Genomic DNA, 20321 nt, shown 5'->3' with positions numbered 1-20321 from the left:
GCTGACTGGGAACGCGATGCCTCTGAGGTCCGAGTAGGCTGGCGAAACGAGATCTGAATCATGTTGCGCAGGGGTCCCACCGGCTGTACCCGAGCGTGGGGCCTCGGCGCGTGAACTGCGAAGGAGCGCTTCCGGTGAGCACCGCAAGCACCGCAACCCCGTTCGAGTGGACCGACTTGGACAAGCGCGCTGTGGACACCGTCCGAGCCCTGGCCATGGACGCGGTCCAGAACACCGGTAACGGCCACCCCGGTACCGCGATGTCCCTGGCCCCGGCGGCCTACCTGCTCTTCCAGCGGCACCTTCGCTTCGACCCGGCCGACCCGCACTGGGCCGGCCGGGATCGTTTCGTGCTCTCGTGCGGACACTCCTCGCTGACCCAGTACATCCAGCTGTACTACTCGGGCCTCGGCCTGGAGCTGGAGGACCTCAAGCACTTCCGCCAGTGGGGCTCGCTCACCCCCGGCCACCCGGAGTACGGCCACACCAAGGGCATCGAGGTCACCACCGGCCCGCTGGGCCAGGGCCTGTCGAACGCGGTCGGCATGGCGATGGCCGCGCGCTACGAGCGGGGTCTGTTCGACCCGGACGCGCCGGCGGGCGACTCGCCGTTCGACCACAACATCTACGTCTTCGCCTCCGACGGCGACCTGGAGGAGGGCGTCACCTCCGAGGCCTCCTCGATCGCCGGCCACCAGAAGCTCGGCAACCTCGTGGTGGTCTACGACGACAACCACATCTCCATCGAGGGCGACACCAAGGTGGCCTTCGGCGAGGACGTGCTGCACCGCTACGAGGCCTACGGCTGGCACGTGCAGCACGTGGACTGGCTGGCCGGCGGCGAGTACCACGAGAACGTCGAGGAACTGCACCAGGCGCTGTTGGCGGCCGAGGCGGAGACCGACCGCCCCTCGATCATCCGGCTGCGCACCATCATCGGCTGGCCGGCCCCGAACCTGCAGAACTCCGGCAAGGCGCACGGCGCCGCGCTCGGCGAGGCCGAGGTCGCGGCCACCAAGAAGGTCATGGGCATGGACCCGGACAAGACCTTCGACGTCCCGGCCGACGTCCTGGCGCACGCCCGGAAGGTCGGCGAGCGCGGCGCGGCCGAGCACAAGGCCTGGGACACCGAGTTCGCCGCCTGGCGCGGCAAGAACCCGGAGCGCGCCAGCGAGTTCGACCGCATCGCCAAGCGCGAGCTGCCGGCCGGCTGGGCCGAGAAGCTCCCGACCTTCGAGCCGGGCAAGGACGTCCCGACCCGCAAGGCGTCGGAGGCCATCATCCAGGCGATCGCCGAGTCGGTGCCGGAGCTGTGGGGCGGCTCGGCCGACCTCGCGGAGTCGAACCTGACCACGATCAAGGGCGGCAAGTCGTTCCTGCCCGCGGTCTACGGCGAGACCGAGTTCGGCGAGTCCAGCCCCTACGGCCGCATCCTGCACTTCGGCATCCGCGAGCACGCGATGGGCTCGATCCTCAACGGCATCGCGGTGCACGGCAACACGCTGCCGTTCGGCGGCACCTTCCTGGTGTTCTCCGACTACATGCGCCCGGCGGTGCGCCTGGCCGCGCTGATGAAGCTGCCGGTCACCTACGTCTGGACGCACGACTCGATCGGCCTGGGCGAGGACGGCCCGACCCACCAGCCGGTCGAGCACGTCGCCGCGCTGCGGCTGATCCCGGGCATGACCGTGGTCCGCCCGGGCGACGCGAACGAGACCGTCGGCGCCTGGAAGGCCCTGATGGAGAAGCACACCGGCACCGACGACCACGGCCCGGTCGGCATCGCGCTGACCCGCCAGGGCATCCCGACCTACGACCACGAGGCGCTGAACTCCTCGCTGGACGCGATCGAGGGCACCGCCAAGGGCGGCTACGTGCTGGCCGAGGCCAGCGGCGGCGCGCCGAAGGTGATCCTCATCGGCACCGGCTCGGAGGTGCAGCTGGCGATCCAGGCCCGCGAGGCGCTGGAGGCCGACGGCATCCCGACCCGCGTGGTCTCGATGCCCTCCACCGAGTGGTTCGAGGAGCAGGACGCCGCCTACAAGGAGTCGGTCCTGCCGACGGCCGTGAAGGCCCGCGTCTCGGTCGAGGCCGGGGTCGGCGCCGGCTGGAAGCAGTACGTCGGCGACGCCGGCCGCAGCGTCTCGCTGGAGCACTTCGGTGCCTCCGCGGACTACAAGACCCTGTACCGCGAGTTCGGCATCACGGCCGAGGCCGTCGAGGCCGCGGCCCGGGAATCCCTGGCCGCCGCAGGCGCTTGATTTTTAGGTGAAGAGGGAGAAGACGAGATGACGAACAAGAATCTGGACACGCTGTCCGGAGCCGGGGTCGCGATCTGGCTGGACGACCTGTCCCGCGCGCGCCTGCAGTCCGGCAACCTGGCCTCGCTGATGGCCGAGAAGAACGTGGTCGGCGTGACCACCAACCCGACGATCTTCCAGAAGGCCATCGTCGGCTCCGAGGTCTACACCGAGCAGCTCACAGACCTCGCGGTCCGCGGGGTCACCGTCGACGAGGCGATCCGCATGATCACCACCGCCGACGTGCGCGCGGCGGCCGACGTGCTGCGCCCCGCCTACGACGCCTCCGACCTGCAGGACGGCCGGGTCTCGATCGAGGTCGACCCGCGCCTGGCGCACCAGAGCGCGCCGACCGTGGCCGAGGCCAAGCAGCTGTGGTGGCTGGTGGACCGGGAGAACCTGTTCATCAAGATCCCGGCGACCCGCGAGGGCCTGCCGGCCATCACCGCGGTGCTCGGCGCAGGCATCAGCGTGAACGTGACGCTGATCTTCTCGCTGGAGCGCTACCGCGAGGTGATGGACGCGTTCCTGGCCGGGATCGAGCAGGCGAAGGCGAACGGCCACGACCTGACCAAGATCGCCTCGGTCGCGTCGTTCTTCGTGAGCCGCGTGGACACCGAGATCGACAAGCGCCTGGAGAAGCTCGGAAAGACCGAACTCAAGGGCAAGGCCGGCGTCGCGAACGCCCGCCTGGCCTTCGAGGCCTACGAGGAGGTCTTCTCCTCGGACCGCTGGACGGCCCTGGCCGCCGCCGGCGCCAAGCCGCAGCGTCCGCTGTGGGCCTCCACCGGCGTGAAGGACCCGGCGTACGTGGACACCATGTACGTGGACGACCTGATCACCCGCGGCGTGGTGAACACCATGCCGGAGGCGACCCTGGACGCCGAGGCCGACCACGGCAAGCCGTCCGAGGACTCGATCCGCGCGCACTACGCCGAGTCCCACAAGGTCCTTGAGGACCTGGCCGCCGCCGGCGTCTCCTACGACGACGTCGTCCAGCTGCTGGAGGACGAGGGCGTCGACAAGTTCGAGGTCTCCTGGAAGGAACTCCTCGACTCGGTCCAGGGCGAATTGGACAAGCTCCGGTGAGTGACAAGAGCAACAGCCACCAGGGCTACCAGCTCTCCCAAGCCGAGAAGGCGCTGCTGTCGCACGAGCAGGCCGGCGACGGCACGGCGAACCCGCTGCGCGACGCCGCCGACCGCCGCCTGCCGCGCATCGCCGGGCCCTGCGGCCTGGTGATGTTCGGCGTCACCGGCGACCTGTCCCGCAAGAAGCTGATGCCGGCGATCTACGACCTGGCGAACCGGGGGCTGCTGCCCCCGGGCTTCGCCCTGGTCGGGTTCGCCCGCCGGGACTGGGCCGACCAGGACTTCGCCGAGGAGGTCCACCTGGCGGTCAAGGAGCACGCGCGGACCCCGTACCGCGAAGAGGTCTGGAGCCAGCTCTCCGAGGGCTTCCGCTTCGTCTCCGGCGAGTTCGGCGACAAGCAGGCCTTCCTGGAGCTGAAGGCGACCATCGACAAGCTGGACGCCGAGCGCGGCACCAACGGCAACCACGCGTTCTACCTGTCGGTCCCGCCGAAGTTCTTCCCCGGCGTGGTCGAGCAGCTGCACGAGGTCGGCCTGGACCAGGGCCCGGAGGGCTCCTGGCGCCGGGTCATCATCGAGAAGCCGTTCGGCCACGACCTGGCCTCGGCCCGCGAGCTGAACGCCATCGTGGACTCGGTGTTCCCGCCCAAGTCGGTCTTCCGGATCGACCACTACCTGGGCAAGGAGACGGTCCAGAACATCCTGGCGCTGCGGTTCGCCAACGAGATGTTCGAGCCGATCTGGAGCCGGGACCACGTGGACCACGTCCAGATCACGATGGCCGAGGACATCGGCATCGGCGGCCGGGCCGGGTACTACGACGGCATCGGCGCGGCGCGCGACGTCATCCAGAACCACCTGCTGCAGCTGCTGGCGCTGACCGCGATGGAGGAGCCGGTCTCCTTCGACGCCGACGCCATCGCCGCGGAGAAGACCAAGGTGCTCTCGGCCATCCGGCTCCCGGACGACCTGGACACCTACACGGTCCGCGGGCAGTACGCGGCCGGCTGGCAGGGCGGCGAGAAGGTGGTCGGGTACCTGCAGGAGGACGGCATCTCGCCGGACTCCACCACCGACACCTACGCCGCGGTGAAGCTGGAGGTGAACACCCGCCGCTGGGCCGGCGTGCCGTTCTACCTGCGCACCGGCAAGCGCCTGGGCCGCCGCGTCACCGAGATCGCGGTGGTGTTCAAGCGCTCGCCGTTCCTGCCCTTCACCCCGACCCAGACCGAGGAGCTGGGGCAGAACGCCCTGGTGATCCGGGTGCAGCCGGACGAGGGTGTGACGGTCCGCTTCGGCTCCAAGGTCCCGGGCACCTCCATGGAGGTGCGCGACGTGAACATGGACTTCGCCTACGGCGAGGCGTTCACCGAGTCCTCCCCGGAGGCCTACGAGCGGCTGATCCTGGACGTCCTGCTCGGCGACGCCCCGCTGTTCCCACGGGTGGCGGAGGTCGAGCTGGGCTGGGAGGTCCTGGACCCGATCGAGGCGTACTGGGCCGAACACGGCAAGCCGGAGCAGTACACCTCGGGCACCTGGGGTCCGGCCAAGGCGGACGAGATGCTCGCGAAGGACGGACGGAGCTGGCGGCGGCCATGATCAAGCACCTGGATTCCACCACCTCGGCGAAGATCGCCAACGCCCTGATCGACATCCGCAAGGAGGCCGGGGCGGCCACCACCGGCGCGGTCCTGACCCTGGTGATCGAGACCGACGAGCGGCACCACTACTACGCCCTGCGGGCCGCGCGCGAGGCCTCGCGCGCGCACCCCTCGCGCATCCTGGTCGTGATACCGCATCCGGAGCAGCCCTTCTCCGGGCTGGACGCCGAGGTGCGGGTCGGCGACGAGATGGGCCCGGGCGAGGCCGTGGTGATGCGGCTCAACGGCGAGCTGGCCGCGCACGCCGACGCCGTCGTGCTGCCGCTGCTGCTGCCGGACACCCCGGTGGTCACCTGGTGGCCGTCGGAGTCGCCGACGGACCCGGCCGAGTCGGCGCTGGGCAAGCTGGCGATGCGCCGGATCACCGACGCCTCCGGCACCCACACGCCGATCCCGGTCGCGGACCGGCTGCGCGGCTACTCCCCCGGCGACACCGACCTGGCCTGGACGCGCTGCACCCCGTGGCGCTCCATGCTGGCCGCGGCGCTGGACCAGATGCCGGCCACGGTGAAGACCGTCAAGGTCACCGCCGAGGTCGACAACGCGTCCTCGACGCTGCTGGCGGTCTGGCTGGGCTGGCGCCTGGGCGTGCCGGTGACGCTGTCCACGGACACCGGCCCCGGCATCACCGGCGTGCACCTGGGCACCGACAAGGGCGAGGTCAGCCTGACCCGCCCCGACGGGATGCTCGCCGTGCTCTCCATGCCCGACCAGCCGGACCGGCACGTCGCGCTCAAGCGCCGCGAGCTGGCCGACCTGCTCACCGAGGAGCTGCGCCGCCTGGACGTCGACGAGACGTACGAGGAGGTGCTGCGGCACGTCACCGAGCACGACGCGGCGGCGATCGACAAGATGCAGCCGGCCCCGCCGAAGAAGTCGACGATCACGATGACCGCCGAGCCCGACAAGGGTCCGCTGGGCGAGCTGCCCAAGGAGTCGGTCGAGCGCGAGGAGCAGCTGCAGGACCTGGCGATCGACAAGCCGCTGGACGACGCGCCATGAGCGCTACTCCGGAGGTCATCGTCCATCGCGACGCCGAGGTCCTGGCGCAGGCTGTGGCGGCGCGGCTGATCACCCGGCTGGTCGACGTGCAGGCGCTCCGCGGCGCCGCGCACGTCGTCCTGACCGGCGGCACCGTCGGCATCAAGACCCTGGCGGCGGTCGCGGCCTCCCCGGCGCGCGGCGCCGTGGACTGGTCCCGGGTCCAGCTGTGGTGGGGCGACGAGCGGTTCCTGCCCAGCGGCGACCCGGAGCGCAACGAGACCCAGGCCCGCGAGGCGCTGCTGGACGGCCTGGTCGCCGAGGGCCTGCTGCCGGAGGCGAACATCCACGCGATGGCCGCCGCCGACAAGGCGGGCTTCACCCCGGAGGAGTCGGCGGAGCAGTACGCCTCGACGCTGGCCGACTTCGCCCGCGAGGGCGACGACGTCCCGGCGTTCGACGTCCTGATGCTCGGCATGGGCCCGGACGGCCACATCGCCTCGCTGTTCCCGGGCCACCCGGCCCTGTACGAGGACAAGCGCAGCACGGTCGGCGTGCACAACTCGCCGAAGCCGCCGCCGCTGCGGGTCTCGCTGACCCTGCCCTCGATCCAGGCGGCCGCCGAGGTCTGGGTGGTCGCGGCGGGCGCGGAGAAGGCGAAGGTCACGCACCTGGCGCTGTCCGGCGCCGGACCGGTGCAGATCCCGGCCGCCGGGGCGCGCGGACGCGGGCGGAGCCTGTTCCTGCTGGACCGGGCTTCGGCTTCGGAGCTGCCTTCGGAGTTGGCGCCTTACTCGCTGAGCTGAGCGCTACGACGGTTACACCATAGTGCCGCCGCCGATCTTCGGATCGACGGCGGCACTATTATCAGCTCATGGACATGCCAATCCGCATCGGTGCTCTGGTTCCGCTGACCCGGCCGGGATGGGTTGAGACGGGCCAGCACCTGCTCACCGGACTCGAACTGGCCGTCAGCGACAGCAGCGTCCCCATGGAACTGCTTGTCCGGGACACCGCCGCCGATCCGAGCAAGGCCGCGGCGGCCGTCGATGAGCTGGCGGGCTTGGGTGTCGCCGCCATCGTCGGCGAGTACCACAGCGTCGTGGCACGCTCCGCCGCCGCACGGGCCGACGCGCTCGCTGTGCCGTTCCTCTGCTCCTCGGCGGTCCTCGACACCCTCACCGAGCAGCCGACCGACTGGGTCGCCCGCATCGCCCCGGCACAGTCCCACTGCTGGCGGGTCTACGCCGACTTCCTCCTCGCCGCCGGCCACACCCGCATCGCCGTCGCGGCCCAGCCGACCGTCTACTGGGAATCCGGCACGCGCATCCTGCGCGAGCACGTGGCGCCGCGCGGCGCCACGCTCATCGAGACCGACATCACCACCGGCTTCGGCGCAGTCTGCGATGCGCTCGTGGAAAGCGGCGCGACGGCCCTCCTGCTTCTCGTCGCCACACCGGAGCCGGCCGTGCCGATCGTCAAGGCAGTCCGCGCCGACCCGCGCCTGGCCGATATCCTCATCGGCGCTCCCGCAGGCCAGCCGGAGTTCACCGAGTGGGCCGAGCAGCTCGGCGACGACGGCACCGCGATCCCGTTCCTGAGCTACCTGCCCGAGCACTTCACTTCGGTGGGCACACGCGTCGACACCGCGCTCCGCGAGCGGCTGGCCGGACGGCCCTCGTTCGTCGCCTTCGAGGGCTACGACACCGTCGCCGTCCTCGCCGAGATCCTGCGCCCGCACGGGTCCGACCGGAAGAGCATCGCCGAAGCCTTCCCGCACGTCTCCATCGAGGGCACGCGCGGCCGCATCCAGTTCTCCCGCACGCCTGGTATCAGCGTCTGGCAGTGGACGTGGCCGCCGGTGCAGGTCGTCGACCGAGATCCGGCCGACCCTTCACGCGTTCGGGTGCTGCATCGCGGCTGAGCCTGGACTCTGCGCGCTACTCGACCCCGCGCTCGTGGATCCGCCGGAACTCGTCCGACCACGGCACCGGCCGCCGATCCGGCCCGGTCCGCACGATGGTCCGCCGCCCGACCGCGTGCACCACGCCGCCGTCGCCGACGAACCGGAACTCGTACACGCAGCTCGTCGTCCCGATCTTCAGCACGCGTAGCTCCACGTCCAGCTCGCCGACCTCGGCGACCGGAACCCGGAACTCAACCTCGTAAGCCTTCACCAGGTGCCGCATGTCCGGTCCGCCGATCAGCTCCGGAACGCTCTCGTACCAGGTGCTCAGGGCCCGTTCGGCGTGCACTGCGTAGCGCGCGTTGTGCAGTACTCCGACCTTGTCGAGCTCGTCGAACCAGACCCGGGTGCGGAACACGTGCAGCGGCGGCTCGGTACCGCCGGCTTCGACATCGTTCATGACCTCAGCTGTACCTCACTCAGAGCCACCGTTCCTCAATCAGAGCCCGCCGGACCACGTGATTCCAGCCACACCTCGCGCCTACCCTGATCGGCATGACAGCCAGCACACGGAGCCACACGCATCCGTTCCTGCCGTACAGCCCCGAACGCCTCGACCAGGCCGAGGCCATACGCCGTGGCGCGCAGTTCCAGGAGCATCTGCACGCCCGGCGCAGCGTCCGCTTCTTCTCCCCCGACCCGGTCCCGGCCGAAATGATCGAGCTGGCCGTGGCCGCCGCGAACACCGCTCCCTCCGGCGCGCACCAGCAGCCGTGGAAGTTCGTCGCCGTCGGCGATCCGGCGCTGCGGCACCAGATCCGCGAGGCCGCCGAACAGGAGGAGCGCATCAACTACGAAGGCGGCCGCCTCCCCGAAGCCTGGCGCGAAGCCCTCGGGCCGCTGGAGACCGACTCCGACAAGTCCTATCTGGACATCGTCCCGTGGATCGTCGTGGCGTTCGCGGAGAAGAGCACGCCGATGCCGGACGGCCGGCTGCGCAAGAACTACTACGTCAACGAGAGCGTGGGCATCGCCTGCGGCCTGTTCATCGCCGCCCTGCACACCATGGGCCTGGCCACACTGACCCACACGCCCAACCCGATGGCGTTCCTCACCGAGATCCTGCACCGCCCCTCGACGGAGCGGCCCTACATCCTGTTCCCGGTCGGCTATCCGGCTGAGGACTGTGAAGTCCCCGACCTCGCCCGCAAGCCACTCGCCTCGGCCCTGGAGTTCTTCGGCGGCTGAGCGCGCACCCCTTGCCTCCGGCAGATTCTGAGAGTAGCTTCCATTTAGAGGTTACTTTCAAGAGGAGGGGGCTATCATGATCGAGTCGACCCGGGGACCGGCGGCGGCACCACCGCCGCCGTCCGCCGAACGCCGCAAGTGGTGGGCCCTCGGCGGCCTGGCACTGAGCTTGCTGGTCGTGGGCCTGGACCTGACGGTCCTGAACGTCGCCCTTCCGACCCTGGCCACCTCGCTCAAGGCCTCGACCAGCCAGCTCCAGTGGTTCGCGAACTCCTACAACCTGGCCATGGCCATCGCGCTGCTGCCCGGCGGCCTGCTCGGAGACCGGTTCGGCCGCAAGCGGATGCTGGTGATCGCGCTGACCGCGTTCGGCGTGGCCTCCGCCTTCTGCGCCTTCGCCTCCTCGGCCGGCGAGCTGATCGTCTGGCGCGCGGTGCTCGGCGTGGGCGCGGCGATGCTGATCCCGCTGAGCATGAGCGTGCTGACCGTGATCTTCACACCGGAGGAGCGGCCGCGCGCCATGGGCATCTGGGCGACCGCCAACATGCTCGGCATCCCGCTCGGCCCGATCCTGGGCGGCTGGCTGCTGGACCACTACTGGTGGGGCTCGGTCTTCCTGATCAACCTGCCGGTCGTGGTGATCGCCCTGGCCGCGGTGGTGTGGCTGGTCCCGGAGTCCAGCGCGGAGCGCAAGCCGCGCATCGACCTGCCGGGCCTGGCCACCTCCGCGGTCGGCCTGGCCGCGATCACCTACGGCCTGATCAAGGCCGGGGACACCGGCTGGGGCTCGGCGCAGGCGCTGCTGCCGCTGATCGGCGGCCTGGTGGTGCTGGCCGGCTTCGTCCAGCTCCAGCGCAGCCCGCAGCAGACGCTCATCGACCTGGAGCTGTTCCGGGCACGCGGCTTCACCTGGGGCACGATCCTGTCGACGATCGTCAGCTTCGCGCTGTTCGGCCTGATGTTCACGCTGCCGCAGTTCTTCCAGGCGGTCGAGGGCGTCAACGCGCTCGGCACCGGCCTGCGGCTGCTGCCGCTGATCGCGGGCCTGATCGCCGGCGTCCGGATCGGGCAGCCGTTCCTGAAGAAGGCCGGATCCGGACCGCTGATCGGCGCCGGGTTCATCCTGCTGGCGATCGCGCTGATGATCGGCACCTCGACCGGCGTGCACGACGGCTACGGCTTCGTCGCCTTCTGGCTCACCATCGGTGGCGTGGGCGTCGGCCTGGCGATGCCGATCACCATGAACGCGGCCCTGGGCGAGCTCAGCGCCGAACGCGCCGGCGTCGGCTCCGCCCTGCTGATGACCATCCGCCAGATCGGCGGCACGTGCGCGGTGGCGATCCTCGGCACGGTGCTGAACAGCCAGTACCGTAGCCACCTGGCCCCGGCCGTCGCGCACCTGCCGGCGCCGGTGGCCGCCGCGGCCACGCGCAGCGCCGGCAGCGGCGTCGCGGTGGCGGCCCAGCTGCACTCGCCCTCGCTGCTGGAGTCGGTGCGCTCGGCCCTGGTGCACGCCACGAGCATGACGATGTGGGTCAGCGCGGCCTTCGCGGTCGTCGGCGTCCTGGCCGCCACCCAGCTTCCCCGCAAGGCCCGGGTCCCCCAGCAGCCGGCGGAGGCAGCAGAATCGACGGGTGATCTCCTCAATGCCGCAGACTGACCAAGCCCAGGCCCCGGCTGACGTTCCTGCCGCTCCCGCTGCTGCTGCCGCTCCTGCCGCACCCGCACCGGCCCCGACCGGCCTGCGGGAGCGCAAGAAGGCCCGGACGCGTGCCGCCATCCAGCGGCACGCGCTCCGCCTGTTCCGCGAAGCGGGCTACAGCGCCACGACCATGGAGCAGATCGCCGCCGCGGCCGACGTCTCGCCGAGCACGCTGTACCGCTACTTCCCGACCAAGGAGGACCTGATCCTCCAGGACGACTACGACCCGCTGCTCGAAGCGGCCTTCCGCGCACAGCCGCCGGAGCTGCCGGTCCTGGAGGCGTTCCGCAGCGCCGTGCACGACGCCATGTTCGAGATCCCCGCCGAGGACCAGGCGGAAGCACTCGAACGGGCCCGCCTGGCGTACACCATCCCCGAAGTCCGGGCCCGCACCCTGGACCACATGTTCACCACCACGGACATGATCGCCAGCCTCTTCGCCGAACGACTGAACCGCTCCCGCGACGAACTGGAGGTCCGGGTCCTGGCCGGCAGCGTCATAGGGGCACTGATGGCGGCACAGCAGCGCTGGATCGCCGACCCGCAAGCGGACATGTTCGGCGTCCTGGACCGTGCCCTGCAGGTCCTGATCGACGGTCCCGGCACCCTCGGGCCCGGCCGTCCCGATCCCTCGCCGCAAGGGGCCTGACACCCGGTAGCCTTCAGCACGTGGACATAGAACCGACTCCATGCCGCTGCCTGCTGTGCCGGCCCGCAATAGCCGACGAGGCCCAGTGGGACCTGCGCGACCGCGAGATAGCACGCAACGTCCGCGAGTACGGCTGGCACACCATGGGTGTGACCGGCTACGACACGCCGGACTGGGCCTACTCGATCGGGATGTGGCACACCCACGGCGGCTACGACGTCTGCATGACGGGACTGCCGGTCGAGAACGCCATGGCACTCGTCTCCAAGATCGCACAGCAAGTCCTCGACGGCCGCGCCCTCGGCGCCGAGAAGCGCCGCCTGGGCGTGATCGAGGGCTACGAGGTCGCCACCCGCCCGGTCCACCCGAGCTGGTACCCGGCCATGTTCGGCGCCGGACTGGACTTCTTCCAGACCCCGCCCTGGCCGATGCTGCAGGCAGTGTGGCCGGACCGCGAGGGAAGGTTCCCGTGGGAGGAGGGGGCCGATCCGGAGAAGCGGGACCAGCAGCCCTTCCTGTGGGTGGCTCGGAACGAGCACCCGGCCAGCATGTGGGTGTCTTCTTCTTTGAGCTTGTAGCCGGTTGGTTTGTAGTCGGTTGGCTTGTAGTGGCCGGCTGACCTGTAGCCGCTGGTTAGCCTGTAGCCGGCTGACCTGTAGAGGACGGCTGGCCTGTAACCGGCTGGTTGGCCCGTAGCCAGCTGACCCGCATCCGGTTGGCCTGTAGCCGGCCGGTTGGCCCGCCGGCCAGTCAGCTCATCGGGCAGCCGTGAGTCCGCCAATCACCGGCCTTCTCCCGCGAGCCGGACGGTAGAGCATCCGTCCGGTCTGTCCGGCTCGTCCGGTCGTTGCGGCCGTTCCGGCTATCCGGTTGCGACCCCCGGTCCCCCTTGGCAGCATCGCGCTATGTCCCCTCCCTCCCCTCCCCGCATCACCCTGATCCGCGGCGACATCACCCGCCAGAGCGTGGACGCGATCGTCAACGCGGCCAACTCCTCCCTCCTCGGCGGCGGCGGAGTAGACGGGGCCATCCACCGCGCAGGCGGCCCGCAAATCCTCGACGCCTGCCGCGCACTACGCGCGTCGCACTACGGCCGCGGCCTCCCGACCGGCAAAGCCGTCGCCACCACCGCCGGCCGCCTCCCCGCTCGCTGGGTCATCCACACCGTCGGCCCGGTCTACTCCCGCGACGAGGACCGCTCAGCGCTCCTGGCCGCCTGCCACACGAACTCCTTGCACGTCGCCGACGCCCTCAGTGCGAAGACCGTCGCCTTCCCCGCCATCTCCACAGGCATCTTCGGCTGGCCCCTGGCCGACGCCGCGCGAATCGCGATCGCCACGGTTCGCGCCGCGGCCACCGACGTCGAAGAAGTCCGCTTCGTACTCTTCGACGCCAGCGCCTACGAGATCTTCGAGCAAGCAGCCCAGCAATGACCGCTTCGCTTGCCCTGTTCCCGGCATCAACGGCGCGAGGTAGACACCAACCAACTCGGCCCCGAGTCCCCCGGCCTTCGCCCTCCCCCGCTTCCCCGCTCCTTCTCTTCTCCCCCGCCCCGCGTCTCCCCTTCTTCTCTTCTCCCCGCTCTCCCACTCAGCGTTCTCTCCCCCTCACCCCGCCGCGACCGCCATCCTCTCCACCGCCTCCGTCAAGATCGCCGGCGACGTCGCGATATTGATCCGCACACGCCCCGCACCACCCGTCCCGAACGGAATGCCCGAGTTCACCGCCACCCGCCCGCGGTCGAGGAAGACCTGCGCCGGATCGTCGCCCAGCTCCAGGGCCCGACAGTCCAGCCACTGCAAATACGTCCCCGCCCCCGGCCGCCATTCGACTCCCGGCAAGTGCTCGGCCAGCAGCCGCCCCAGCAGCGCCCGGTTCTCATCGAGGCCGGCGAGGAGGGCGTCCAGCCACTCCCCACCCTCACGCAGCGCCGCGACGTGCGCGATCACGCCCAGATGGCTCGGCCCGTGCCCGACCTCCTCCGGCATCCGCGCCAGATCCACCCCCGACGCAGGTCCCGCAATCGCCACAGCCGCCTTCAGCCCCGCCAGATTCCACCCCTTCGACGCCGACATGAGCGACAGCCCATCCTGCGCCCCCGCCACACTCAGATACGGCGTGAACTTCTCCCCCGCCGCAACCAGCGGCGCATGGATCTCGTCGGCAACGACCCGCACCCCGAACTCCGCCGCCAACCCCGCGACCCGCTCCAACTCATCCCGCGTATGCACCGCACCGGTCGGATTCTGCGGGTTGCAGAGCAGATAAGCGCCCCGCCGCCCCCGCGCAGCCAACGCCGCAAAAGCAGACTCCACCGCACCGAAGTCGAGCCGCCCCTCCACCCCCAACGGCGCCTCGACCACCTCGCGGTCCATATGCGCCACGAAGTCGAAGAACGGCGGGTACACCGGACTGTTCACCACCACCGGATCCCCCGCCCCCGTCACCAACTTCAGCATCTCCACGACACCAAGCATCACGTCCGGCACAATCGCCGTCCGCCCAGGCACAACCCCATCCCACCCCCACCGCCGCACAGCGAACTCCCCCAAAGCCTCCGCATAGGAGTCGCCCAACGGATAGCCGGTATCCCCCCGCCGCACAGCAGCAATCAGCGCCTCCGCAACCGGCTCCGGCGTCGGCACATCCATCTCCGCCACCCACAACGGAAGCACGTCCTCCGGATACTGCCGCCACTTCATGCTGGTCCGAGTCCGAAGCTCGGCAAGACCCAGACAAGCCAACGGATTAGCAACGCGAAGCTCCATAGCTCACACAGTAAGCGCGCCCCACCCAACCGTCCCGGTCACTACGAGCCGGCAAGCTCCTCCAACCGCCGCACAACGCGCTCAACAGGCACCGTCGTATCAATCTCGGCAGTAGCCGTCGCGCGCAACAACGGCTCGACCGCCTCCAAATGCCCGAGGATCGCATCCCGCTCGTCATCCCGCTTGCCATAAGGATTGGTGGTCCGCGCAGCAACCCGAGCCAACAGCACATCCACAGGCGCACTGAACAAAACGACCTGGTCGAACAGCGGATAGAAAGCGCCCTGATTCGTCTTGCAGCCGGCAACGAACAGATGCCCATCCCGATGCCCACTCAGCAACTCGCTGATGGCCTGCTCCCGCCAGATCCAGTCACGGGACCCATCCGGCAGCCTCACCCACCGACTCCAAGCATCCGTGTCAGTGTCGACGGTCGCGTGCCCGCGCAACCGCAGCTGCTCCAAAGCAGTCGACTTACCAGTACCCGACATACCCGTGATCAGGATCTTCGCCACGAAGCCGAGCCTATGCGAGCCACAGCAATCGCTCGCGGTACGACCAGTCCCAGCCGCAGTCCCCCTCGGCCGGCGCCACCAGAACGCGCCAACCACCGCCACAACAATCCCGGCGGCCAGAGCCCGGCACACTCCACCGCCGGCTCCAAGACCTACCCGTATCCGCTACCAGCGCCCACACTCGCCGCCGACACCGAGACCTTCCCTAATCCCCACTGGCAACCAGGACCGCCGCCAGCGCCGGAACCTTCCCCTCTCCGCCACCGCAACCCCGCGCTCGCCACCGGCACCGCACACCCCGCCACGCCCGCCACCGACTCAGGGCCCTCCACGATTCGCTACCACTGGCTACGCCCGCCACCAGCGCAAGGGTCTCTCCCCGTCCGCCGCCGCCATCCCACATTCGCTACCGGCACCACGCGCCCTCCAGCCCGCCACCGGCCCCGAGACCTTCCCTATCCGCTGCCAGCGCCCATGCACGCCACCGGCGCCTTTTCCTACCCGCTGCCCCCGCCACCCCACGCTCGCCACCGGCCGCCCGCCCCGCGCAGCCCGCCGACCTCAGCCCTTCCCTGTTCGCGCCAGCGCCTTTTCCTGACCGCTGCCGCCGCCATCCCTCACTCGCCATCGGCCCCGTGCGCCGCGCAGCCCGCCAACCCGGAGACCTTCCCCCGTTCGCGCCAGCGCCATTTCCTGACCGCCGCCATCCCTCACTCGCCACCGGCACCGTGCGCCGCGCAGCCCGCCAACCCGGAGACCTTCCCCCGTTCGCGCCAGCGCCTTTTCCCGACCGCCGCCATCCCCTACTCGCCATCGGCACCGCCCCTATTCGCTGCGGGCACCTTTCCTGACCGCTGCTGCTGCCGCCATCCCCCCCACTCGCCACCGGCACCGCGCGTCTCTCCACGCCCACCGCCGACACAGGGCCCTTCTCCCCGTCGCCACCGGTGGCTACGTCCGCCGCAGCCAGAACCTTTCCCTCTCCACCGCCGCCCTCCCCCATTCGCTACCAACGCCGCATCCCCTCCCGCACCGCCGTCAGCCCGCAAGACCAACCAGCGATCGTCCCGCCTCCGTCGCCCCACCGCCCGCTCAGCGTTTGTCGGGCCTGATATCTCTCACCCCCCACCAACCTCATACCCAGGCCGTATCACCTCCTCCACCAACCACTTCATCCCATCCGCCTGATACATCCGCCACGACCCCACCACCACATGCCGGAATCCCACCGCCGCCAAAGCCGCGATCGTCTCCCGCGCCTCGGCGGCGCCGTCCTCCGCCACGATCAGCTGCACCGACCGCTCCACCTCGGCCGGGTCCCGGCCCGCCGCCACACAGTGCTGGTCCAGTACTCGCGAGCGCTCCGCGAGTGACTCGACCGAGTTGTGCGGCGGCCCGGGTATGTTCCAGATGTCCGCGTGCTCCGCGACCACGCGCAGCGTCCGATCGCCCCACGCTCCTATCAGCAGCGGCGGGCCTGCCGGCCGGACCGGCTTCGGCGCGTTGCGGGTGCCGATCAGCGTCGTGAACGGCCCCTCGTAGTCGAAGACGTCCTCAGTCCACATCTTCCGCAGGATGGTCACCGTCTCCACCAGCCGCGCTATCCCTTCGCGCGGGCTGATCAGCGGTATGCCATACGCGGCGTACTCCATCAGTCCGGGATTCTCGCCGGGCACGCCGCCCGCCCCCGCGGGCTGCACCGTGCCGCCGACGCCCAGCCCCATGATCAGGCGGCCTCCCGATATCACGTCCACCGTCGTCGCCATCTTCCCCAGCACCGCCGGGCTCCGGAACCTGTTGCTCGTCACCAGCAGCCCGAGCCCCAGCCTGGTCGTGCGCGCGGCCAGCGCCGCGAGCGTCGTCCATCCCTCCAGCGCCGGGCCGCCGCGGTCGCCGACCAGCGGCATCATGTGGTCCCAGAGCCAGGCGTCGGCGATCTCCTCCATCTCATCAGCCTGCTGCCACACCCGGTGGATGTCGTCGTAGGACACGTGCATCGGGGTGGTCTTGATGCCGATCTTCAACTCCATATCGTCACTGTAGCAAATCGTCAGCGCTGCTGACAATCAGCCAGCAGGTAAAGTAACCCATATGGCCGACCTACTCACCTCCCGACTCGGCTACCTGCTGAAGCACGCGCAACAGAACTTCTCCATTTCCGGCGCCCGGGCCCTGGAGTCGCTGGGCATCAGCGGCCGTCAGCTGGCCGTGCTCGTCGTCCTCGACGCCGCCGAGCCCCTGTCGCAGCTCGACGCCGCCAAGGAACTCGGCGTCGACCGCACGACCATGGTCGCCCTGGTCGACGAGCTGGAGGACAAAGGCCTGGTCGAGCGCCGCCGCAGCCCCGACGACCGCCGCAAGAACATCGTCGAGCTCACAGCACAGGGCAAGAAGACCCTCGCCGAGGGCGAACGCCGCCATCAGGAGGCGGAGAAGGCGTTCCTGGCCGACCTCACCCCGATCGAGGCCGACCTGTTCGTGCGCATCCTGAAAAGGCTGGCCACCGACACCGAAGTGCCGGTCGACCAGCCCGTAGAAACCCCGTAGAAGCCCCCGAAGAAACCCCAGAGGAAGCTCCCAGGGGACCTGAAAGACCTACGCCCCAGCCAGCGCCCGCCGCGAAAGCTGGTCAGCCAGCCGCGTGGTCTCCGGCAGCCGGAACTTGGTGGCCAGCCGCAGCGCCAGCCGCGTGGCGTCACCCACCGTGATCAAATGTCCCGGCGACACGTACACCGGCTTCGTCGAAAGCTGAGTCCGCAGCACCGCCCCGACGACCTCGCCGTCGTGCACCAGGTCAGCAGCCTCACCGCGCTGAATCCCGGGCTCGGCGGACCTCCCCACGAAAGCCGTCTTCGCCACCCCCATCGCCGGCTTCCCAGCCAGCACCCCGAGGTGGCACGCCAGCCCGAACCGCCGCGGATGCGCGATCCCGTACCCGTCGCACACCAGCACGTCCGGCTCCACCGTCAGCCGCGCCAGCGCGCTGATCAGCGCCGGCATCTCCCGGAACGCCAACAGCCCAGAGACGTACGGGAACTCGACATCCATCACCGCCGTCGCCATGTCCTCGACCGCGAGCGTGTCCGCGTCGAGCACCACGACCGCGCCCGCGACCCGCGAGGAGTCGATCGCATAGGCCACATCCAGCCCCGCGACGTACCGGAACGGCGCCAGCGGCGTGGACACGTCCACCCGCCCCGCCAGCCGCGCCTGCTCCGCCTCGGCGTCCTGCGCCGTCCGCGGCCATCTCTCATGCGTGATCAGCACAACTCATCCCCCTGCTTCCCCGTCCGTGTCCGGCCGGCTGACCGGGGCCCCCGTCGGTCCCGATCGGCCGGACACGCCCACGCGGCGCCGCGGATCCGCGTTCAGATCCGCTCCTGCACCGCCTTCACGATCTCGGCGACGGCGTCGTCCACCGGCACCCCGTTGTTCTGCTCCCCACTGCGGTACCGGAACGAAACCGCGGCCTTCGCCACATCCTCGTCGCCCGCCAACAGCATGTAGGGGACCTTCTGCTTCTGCGCGTTGCGGATCTTCTTCTGCATCCGGTCGTCCGAGGAGTCGATCTCCACCCGGACCCCCTGGGCGCGCAGCTTGGCCGCCACCAGCTCCAGGTACGGCACGTGCGCGTCGGTGATCGGGATCCCGACCACCTGCACCGGCGCCAACCAGGCCGGGAACGCCCCGGCGTAGTGCTCGGTCAGCACCCCGAAGAAGCGCTCGATCGACCCGAACAGCGCCCGGTGGATCATGATCGGCCGCTGCCGCGAGCCGTCGGCGGCCTGGTACTCCAGGTCGAAGCGCTGCGGCAGCTGGAAGTCGAGCTGGATGGTCGACATCTGCCAGGTCCGGCCGATGGCGTCGCGCGCCTGGACAGAGATCTTCGGGCCGTAGAACGCCGCGCCGCCGGGGTCCATGACCAGTTCCAGGTCCTCGCCCTCCGCGACCTCGCGCAGAGTGTCTGTAGCGAGTTCCCATTCCTCGTCAGTACCGACGTACTTCTCCGGGTCCTTAGTGGACAGCTCCAGGTAGAAGTCGTTCAGACCGTAGTCGCGCAGCAGGTCCAGCACGAACCGCAGCAGACTGACGAGCTCGTCGCGCATCTGCTCGCGCGTGCAGTAGATGTGCGCGTCGTCCTGCGTAAGGCCACGGACCCGCGTCAGTCCGTGCACCACACCGGACTTCTCATAGCGGTACACCGTGCCGAACTCGAACAGCCGCAGCGGAAGGTCACGGTAGGACTTCCCACGAGCCCGGTAGATCAGGTTGTGCATCGGGCAGTTCATCGGCTTCAGGTAGTACTCCTGCTTGCCGTGTCCCTCGTCCAGCACCATGGGCGGGAACATCCCGTCCTTGTACCAGTCGAGGTGGCCCGAGATCTCGTACAGGTTCCCCTTAGTGATGTGCGGAGTATTAACGAACTCGTACCCCGCCTCCTCATGGCGCTTACGGGAGTAGTCCTCCATGACCCGACGGATGGTCCCGCCCTTGGGGTGGAACACCGGAAGACCGCTACCGAGTTCGTCGGGGAACGAGAACAGGTCCAGCTCTGCACCGAGCTTGCGGTGGTCGCGCTTCTCCGCCTCGGCCAGGAACTCCAGGTGCGCCTTGAGCGCGTCCCGGGTCTCCCAAGCAGTCCCGTAAATGCGCTGCAACTGCGGGTTCTTCTCACTACCGCGCCAGTAAGCGGCCGCAGAGCGCATCAGCTTGAACGCGGGGATGAACCGGGTGCTCGGCACGTGCGGACCGCGGCACAGGTCCTTCCAGCACAGCTCGCCGGTCTTGGCGTCCAGGTTGTCGTAGATCGTCAGCTCGCCGGCGCCGACCTCGACGTCCACACCCTCGCCAGCGTCATCGGCGGAGGCCTTGCCCTTGAGCCCGATCAGTTCCAGCTTGTAGGGCTCTGCAGAGAGCTCCTCACGGGCGTCCTCATCCGTCACAGGACGCCGGGAGAACAGCTGCCCCTGCTTAATGATCGTCTGCATCCGGCTTTCGAGAGCCTTCAGGTCCTCCGGAGTGAACGGCCGCTCGACGTCGAAGTCGTAGTAGAAACCGTTGCGGATCGGCGGGCCGATGCCGAGCTTCGCCTCCGGGAACGCCTGCTGCACGGCCTGCGCCAGCACGTGCGCGGTCGAGTGGCGGATGATCGCGCGGCCGTCCTCGGAGTCGGCGGCGACCGGCTCGACCAGGTCACCGGCCTTGGCGAGGGTGGCCAGGTCGACGAGCCGGGTTCCGGCGGGGTCGGTCAAGCGGGCGGCCACGACGGACCGGTCACCGGTGAACAGGTCCGCCAGCGTCGTGCCGACCGTGACCGTCCGCTCGTCCCGGCTGGGGCCGTCGGCGATCGTCACTGCGAAGTCGGACACGGGGCGCTCCTTCAAAGGGGTCAACAGGCGGGGCCGATCAGGAGAAAACTTTACCGACCGCCGCGGGTGCTTCGCGCGACAGTAGTACCAGGTGCCGTCCGACCGGCCTGTTGAATCAACGTTCTACGTGA

18 protein-coding genes are annotated in these 20321 nt (G+C 69.7%); 12 read left to right on the top strand and 6 right to left on the bottom strand.

Annotated features, from left to right (window positions below; genetic code table 11):
• Window positions 1-134: 134 nt before the first annotated feature.
• From tkt to ABH935_RS11145, 6 genes are all read left to right on the top strand, one after another.
• Window positions 135-2261: a transketolase gene (gene tkt / locus ABH935_RS11170; RefSeq protein ID WP_370377759.1), complete on the top strand. Its 2127-nt coding sequence runs from the start codon at window positions 135-137 to the stop codon at window positions 2259-2261.
• A 27-nt stretch (window positions 2262-2288) separates the two neighbouring features.
• Window positions 2289-3389, top strand: a complete 1101-nt coding sequence (tal, locus tag ABH935_RS11165; protein WP_370377758.1) for a transaldolase — start codon at window positions 2289-2291, stop codon at window positions 3387-3389.
• Between the two features lie 56 nt (window positions 3390-3445).
• Window positions 3446-4990, top strand: coding sequence for a glucose-6-phosphate dehydrogenase (gene zwf, locus ABH935_RS11160; protein ID WP_370377967.1), 1545 nt, complete (start codon window positions 3446-3448; stop codon window positions 4988-4990).
• A complete protein-coding gene (locus tag ABH935_RS11155) occupies window positions 4987-6054 on the top strand; it encodes a glucose-6-phosphate dehydrogenase assembly protein OpcA (RefSeq protein ID WP_370377757.1) in 1068 nt (355 codons plus the stop codon). The genes zwf and ABH935_RS11155 overlap by 4 nt, the downstream gene beginning before the upstream one ends.
• Window positions 6051-6839 (top strand): 6-phosphogluconolactonase, encoded by a 789-nt coding sequence (pgl, locus tag ABH935_RS11150; protein WP_370377756.1) that lies wholly within the window; start codon window positions 6051-6053, stop codon window positions 6837-6839. Before ABH935_RS11155 ends, pgl begins: the two co-directional genes overlap by 4 nt.
• 68 nt (window positions 6840-6907) lie before the next feature.
• Complete coding sequence (locus ABH935_RS11145; protein ID WP_370377755.1) at window positions 6908-7957, top strand: ABC transporter substrate-binding protein; 1050 nt, start codon at window positions 6908-6910, stop codon at window positions 7955-7957.
• Window positions 7958-7973: 16 nt separating this feature from the next.
• On the opposite strand, the gene ABH935_RS11140 is transcribed toward ABH935_RS11145, so the two are convergent.
• Window positions 7974-8399, bottom strand: a complete 426-nt coding sequence (locus tag ABH935_RS11140) for an acyl-CoA thioesterase (protein WP_370377754.1) — start codon at window positions 8397-8399, stop codon at window positions 7974-7976.
• A 95-nt stretch (window positions 8400-8494) separates the two neighbouring features.
• Between ABH935_RS11140 and ABH935_RS11135 the strand changes: the two genes are divergently transcribed.
• From ABH935_RS11135 to ABH935_RS11115, 5 genes are all read left to right on the top strand, one after another.
• The gene (locus ABH935_RS11135) at window positions 8495-9187 is read left to right on the top strand and encodes a nitroreductase family protein (protein WP_370377753.1); all 693 of its coding nucleotides are present in this window, start codon (window positions 8495-8497) and stop codon (window positions 9185-9187) included.
• A 76-nt stretch (window positions 9188-9263) separates the two neighbouring features.
• Entirely contained in the window at window positions 9264-10847 is a 1584-nt protein-coding gene (locus ABH935_RS11130) for a DHA2 family efflux MFS transporter permease subunit (RefSeq protein ID WP_370377752.1), read from the top strand.
• Complete coding sequence (locus tag ABH935_RS11125) at window positions 10834-11538, top strand: TetR family transcriptional regulator (RefSeq protein WP_370377751.1); 705 nt, start codon at window positions 10834-10836, stop codon at window positions 11536-11538. The genes ABH935_RS11130 and ABH935_RS11125 overlap by 14 nt, the downstream gene beginning before the upstream one ends.
• 20 nt (window positions 11539-11558) lie before the next feature.
• Window positions 11559-12116 (top strand): DUF4262 domain-containing protein, encoded by a 558-nt coding sequence (locus ABH935_RS11120; RefSeq protein WP_370377750.1) that lies wholly within the window; start codon window positions 11559-11561, stop codon window positions 12114-12116.
• A gap of 327 nt (window positions 12117-12443) precedes the next feature.
• Window positions 12444-12971 carry an O-acetyl-ADP-ribose deacetylase gene (locus tag ABH935_RS11115; protein WP_370377749.1) on the top strand — a complete coding sequence of 176 codons (528 nt, stop codon included), beginning with the start codon at window positions 12444-12446 and terminating at the stop codon, window positions 12969-12971.
• Window positions 12972-13145: 174 nt separating this feature from the next.
• Here ABH935_RS11115 and ABH935_RS11110 read toward each other — a convergent pair whose 3' ends face one another.
• From ABH935_RS11110 to ABH935_RS11100, 3 genes are all read right to left on the bottom strand, one after another.
• Window positions 13146-14306: a MalY/PatB family protein gene (locus ABH935_RS11110; RefSeq protein WP_370377748.1), complete on the bottom strand. Its 1161-nt coding sequence runs from the start codon at window positions 14304-14306 to the stop codon at window positions 13146-13148.
• Between the two features lie 41 nt (window positions 14307-14347).
• Window positions 14348-14821: an AAA family ATPase gene (locus tag ABH935_RS11105; RefSeq protein ID WP_370377747.1), complete on the bottom strand. Its 474-nt coding sequence runs from the start codon at window positions 14819-14821 to the stop codon at window positions 14348-14350.
• Window positions 14822-15939: 1118 nt separating this feature from the next.
• Complete coding sequence (locus ABH935_RS11100) at window positions 15940-16851, bottom strand: LLM class flavin-dependent oxidoreductase (protein ID WP_370377746.1); 912 nt, start codon at window positions 16849-16851, stop codon at window positions 15940-15942.
• A gap of 61 nt (window positions 16852-16912) precedes the next feature.
• Between ABH935_RS11100 and ABH935_RS11095 the strand changes: the two genes are divergently transcribed.
• Window positions 16913-17368 (top strand): MarR family winged helix-turn-helix transcriptional regulator, encoded by a 456-nt coding sequence (locus tag ABH935_RS11095; RefSeq protein WP_370377745.1) that lies wholly within the window; start codon window positions 16913-16915, stop codon window positions 17366-17368.
• Between the two features lie 48 nt (window positions 17369-17416).
• Here ABH935_RS11095 and ABH935_RS11090 read toward each other — a convergent pair whose 3' ends face one another.
• Together ABH935_RS11090 and thrS are read right to left on the bottom strand one after the other, a co-directional pair.
• Window positions 17417-18088, bottom strand: coding sequence for an endonuclease V (locus ABH935_RS11090; protein WP_370377744.1), 672 nt, complete (start codon window positions 18086-18088; stop codon window positions 17417-17419).
• Between the two features lie 101 nt (window positions 18089-18189).
• Window positions 18190-20190, bottom strand: a complete 2001-nt coding sequence (thrS, locus tag ABH935_RS11085) for a threonine--tRNA ligase (RefSeq protein WP_370377743.1) — start codon at window positions 20188-20190, stop codon at window positions 18190-18192.
• Window positions 20191-20321 lie beyond the last annotated feature (131 nt).

The sequence above is a fragment of the Catenulispora sp. GAS73 genome (assembly GCF_041262085.1).
Classification (GTDB): Bacteria; Actinomycetota; Actinomycetes; order Streptomycetales; family Catenulisporaceae; genus Catenulispora.
This window is presented reverse-complemented; position numbering and strand designations above follow the sequence as displayed.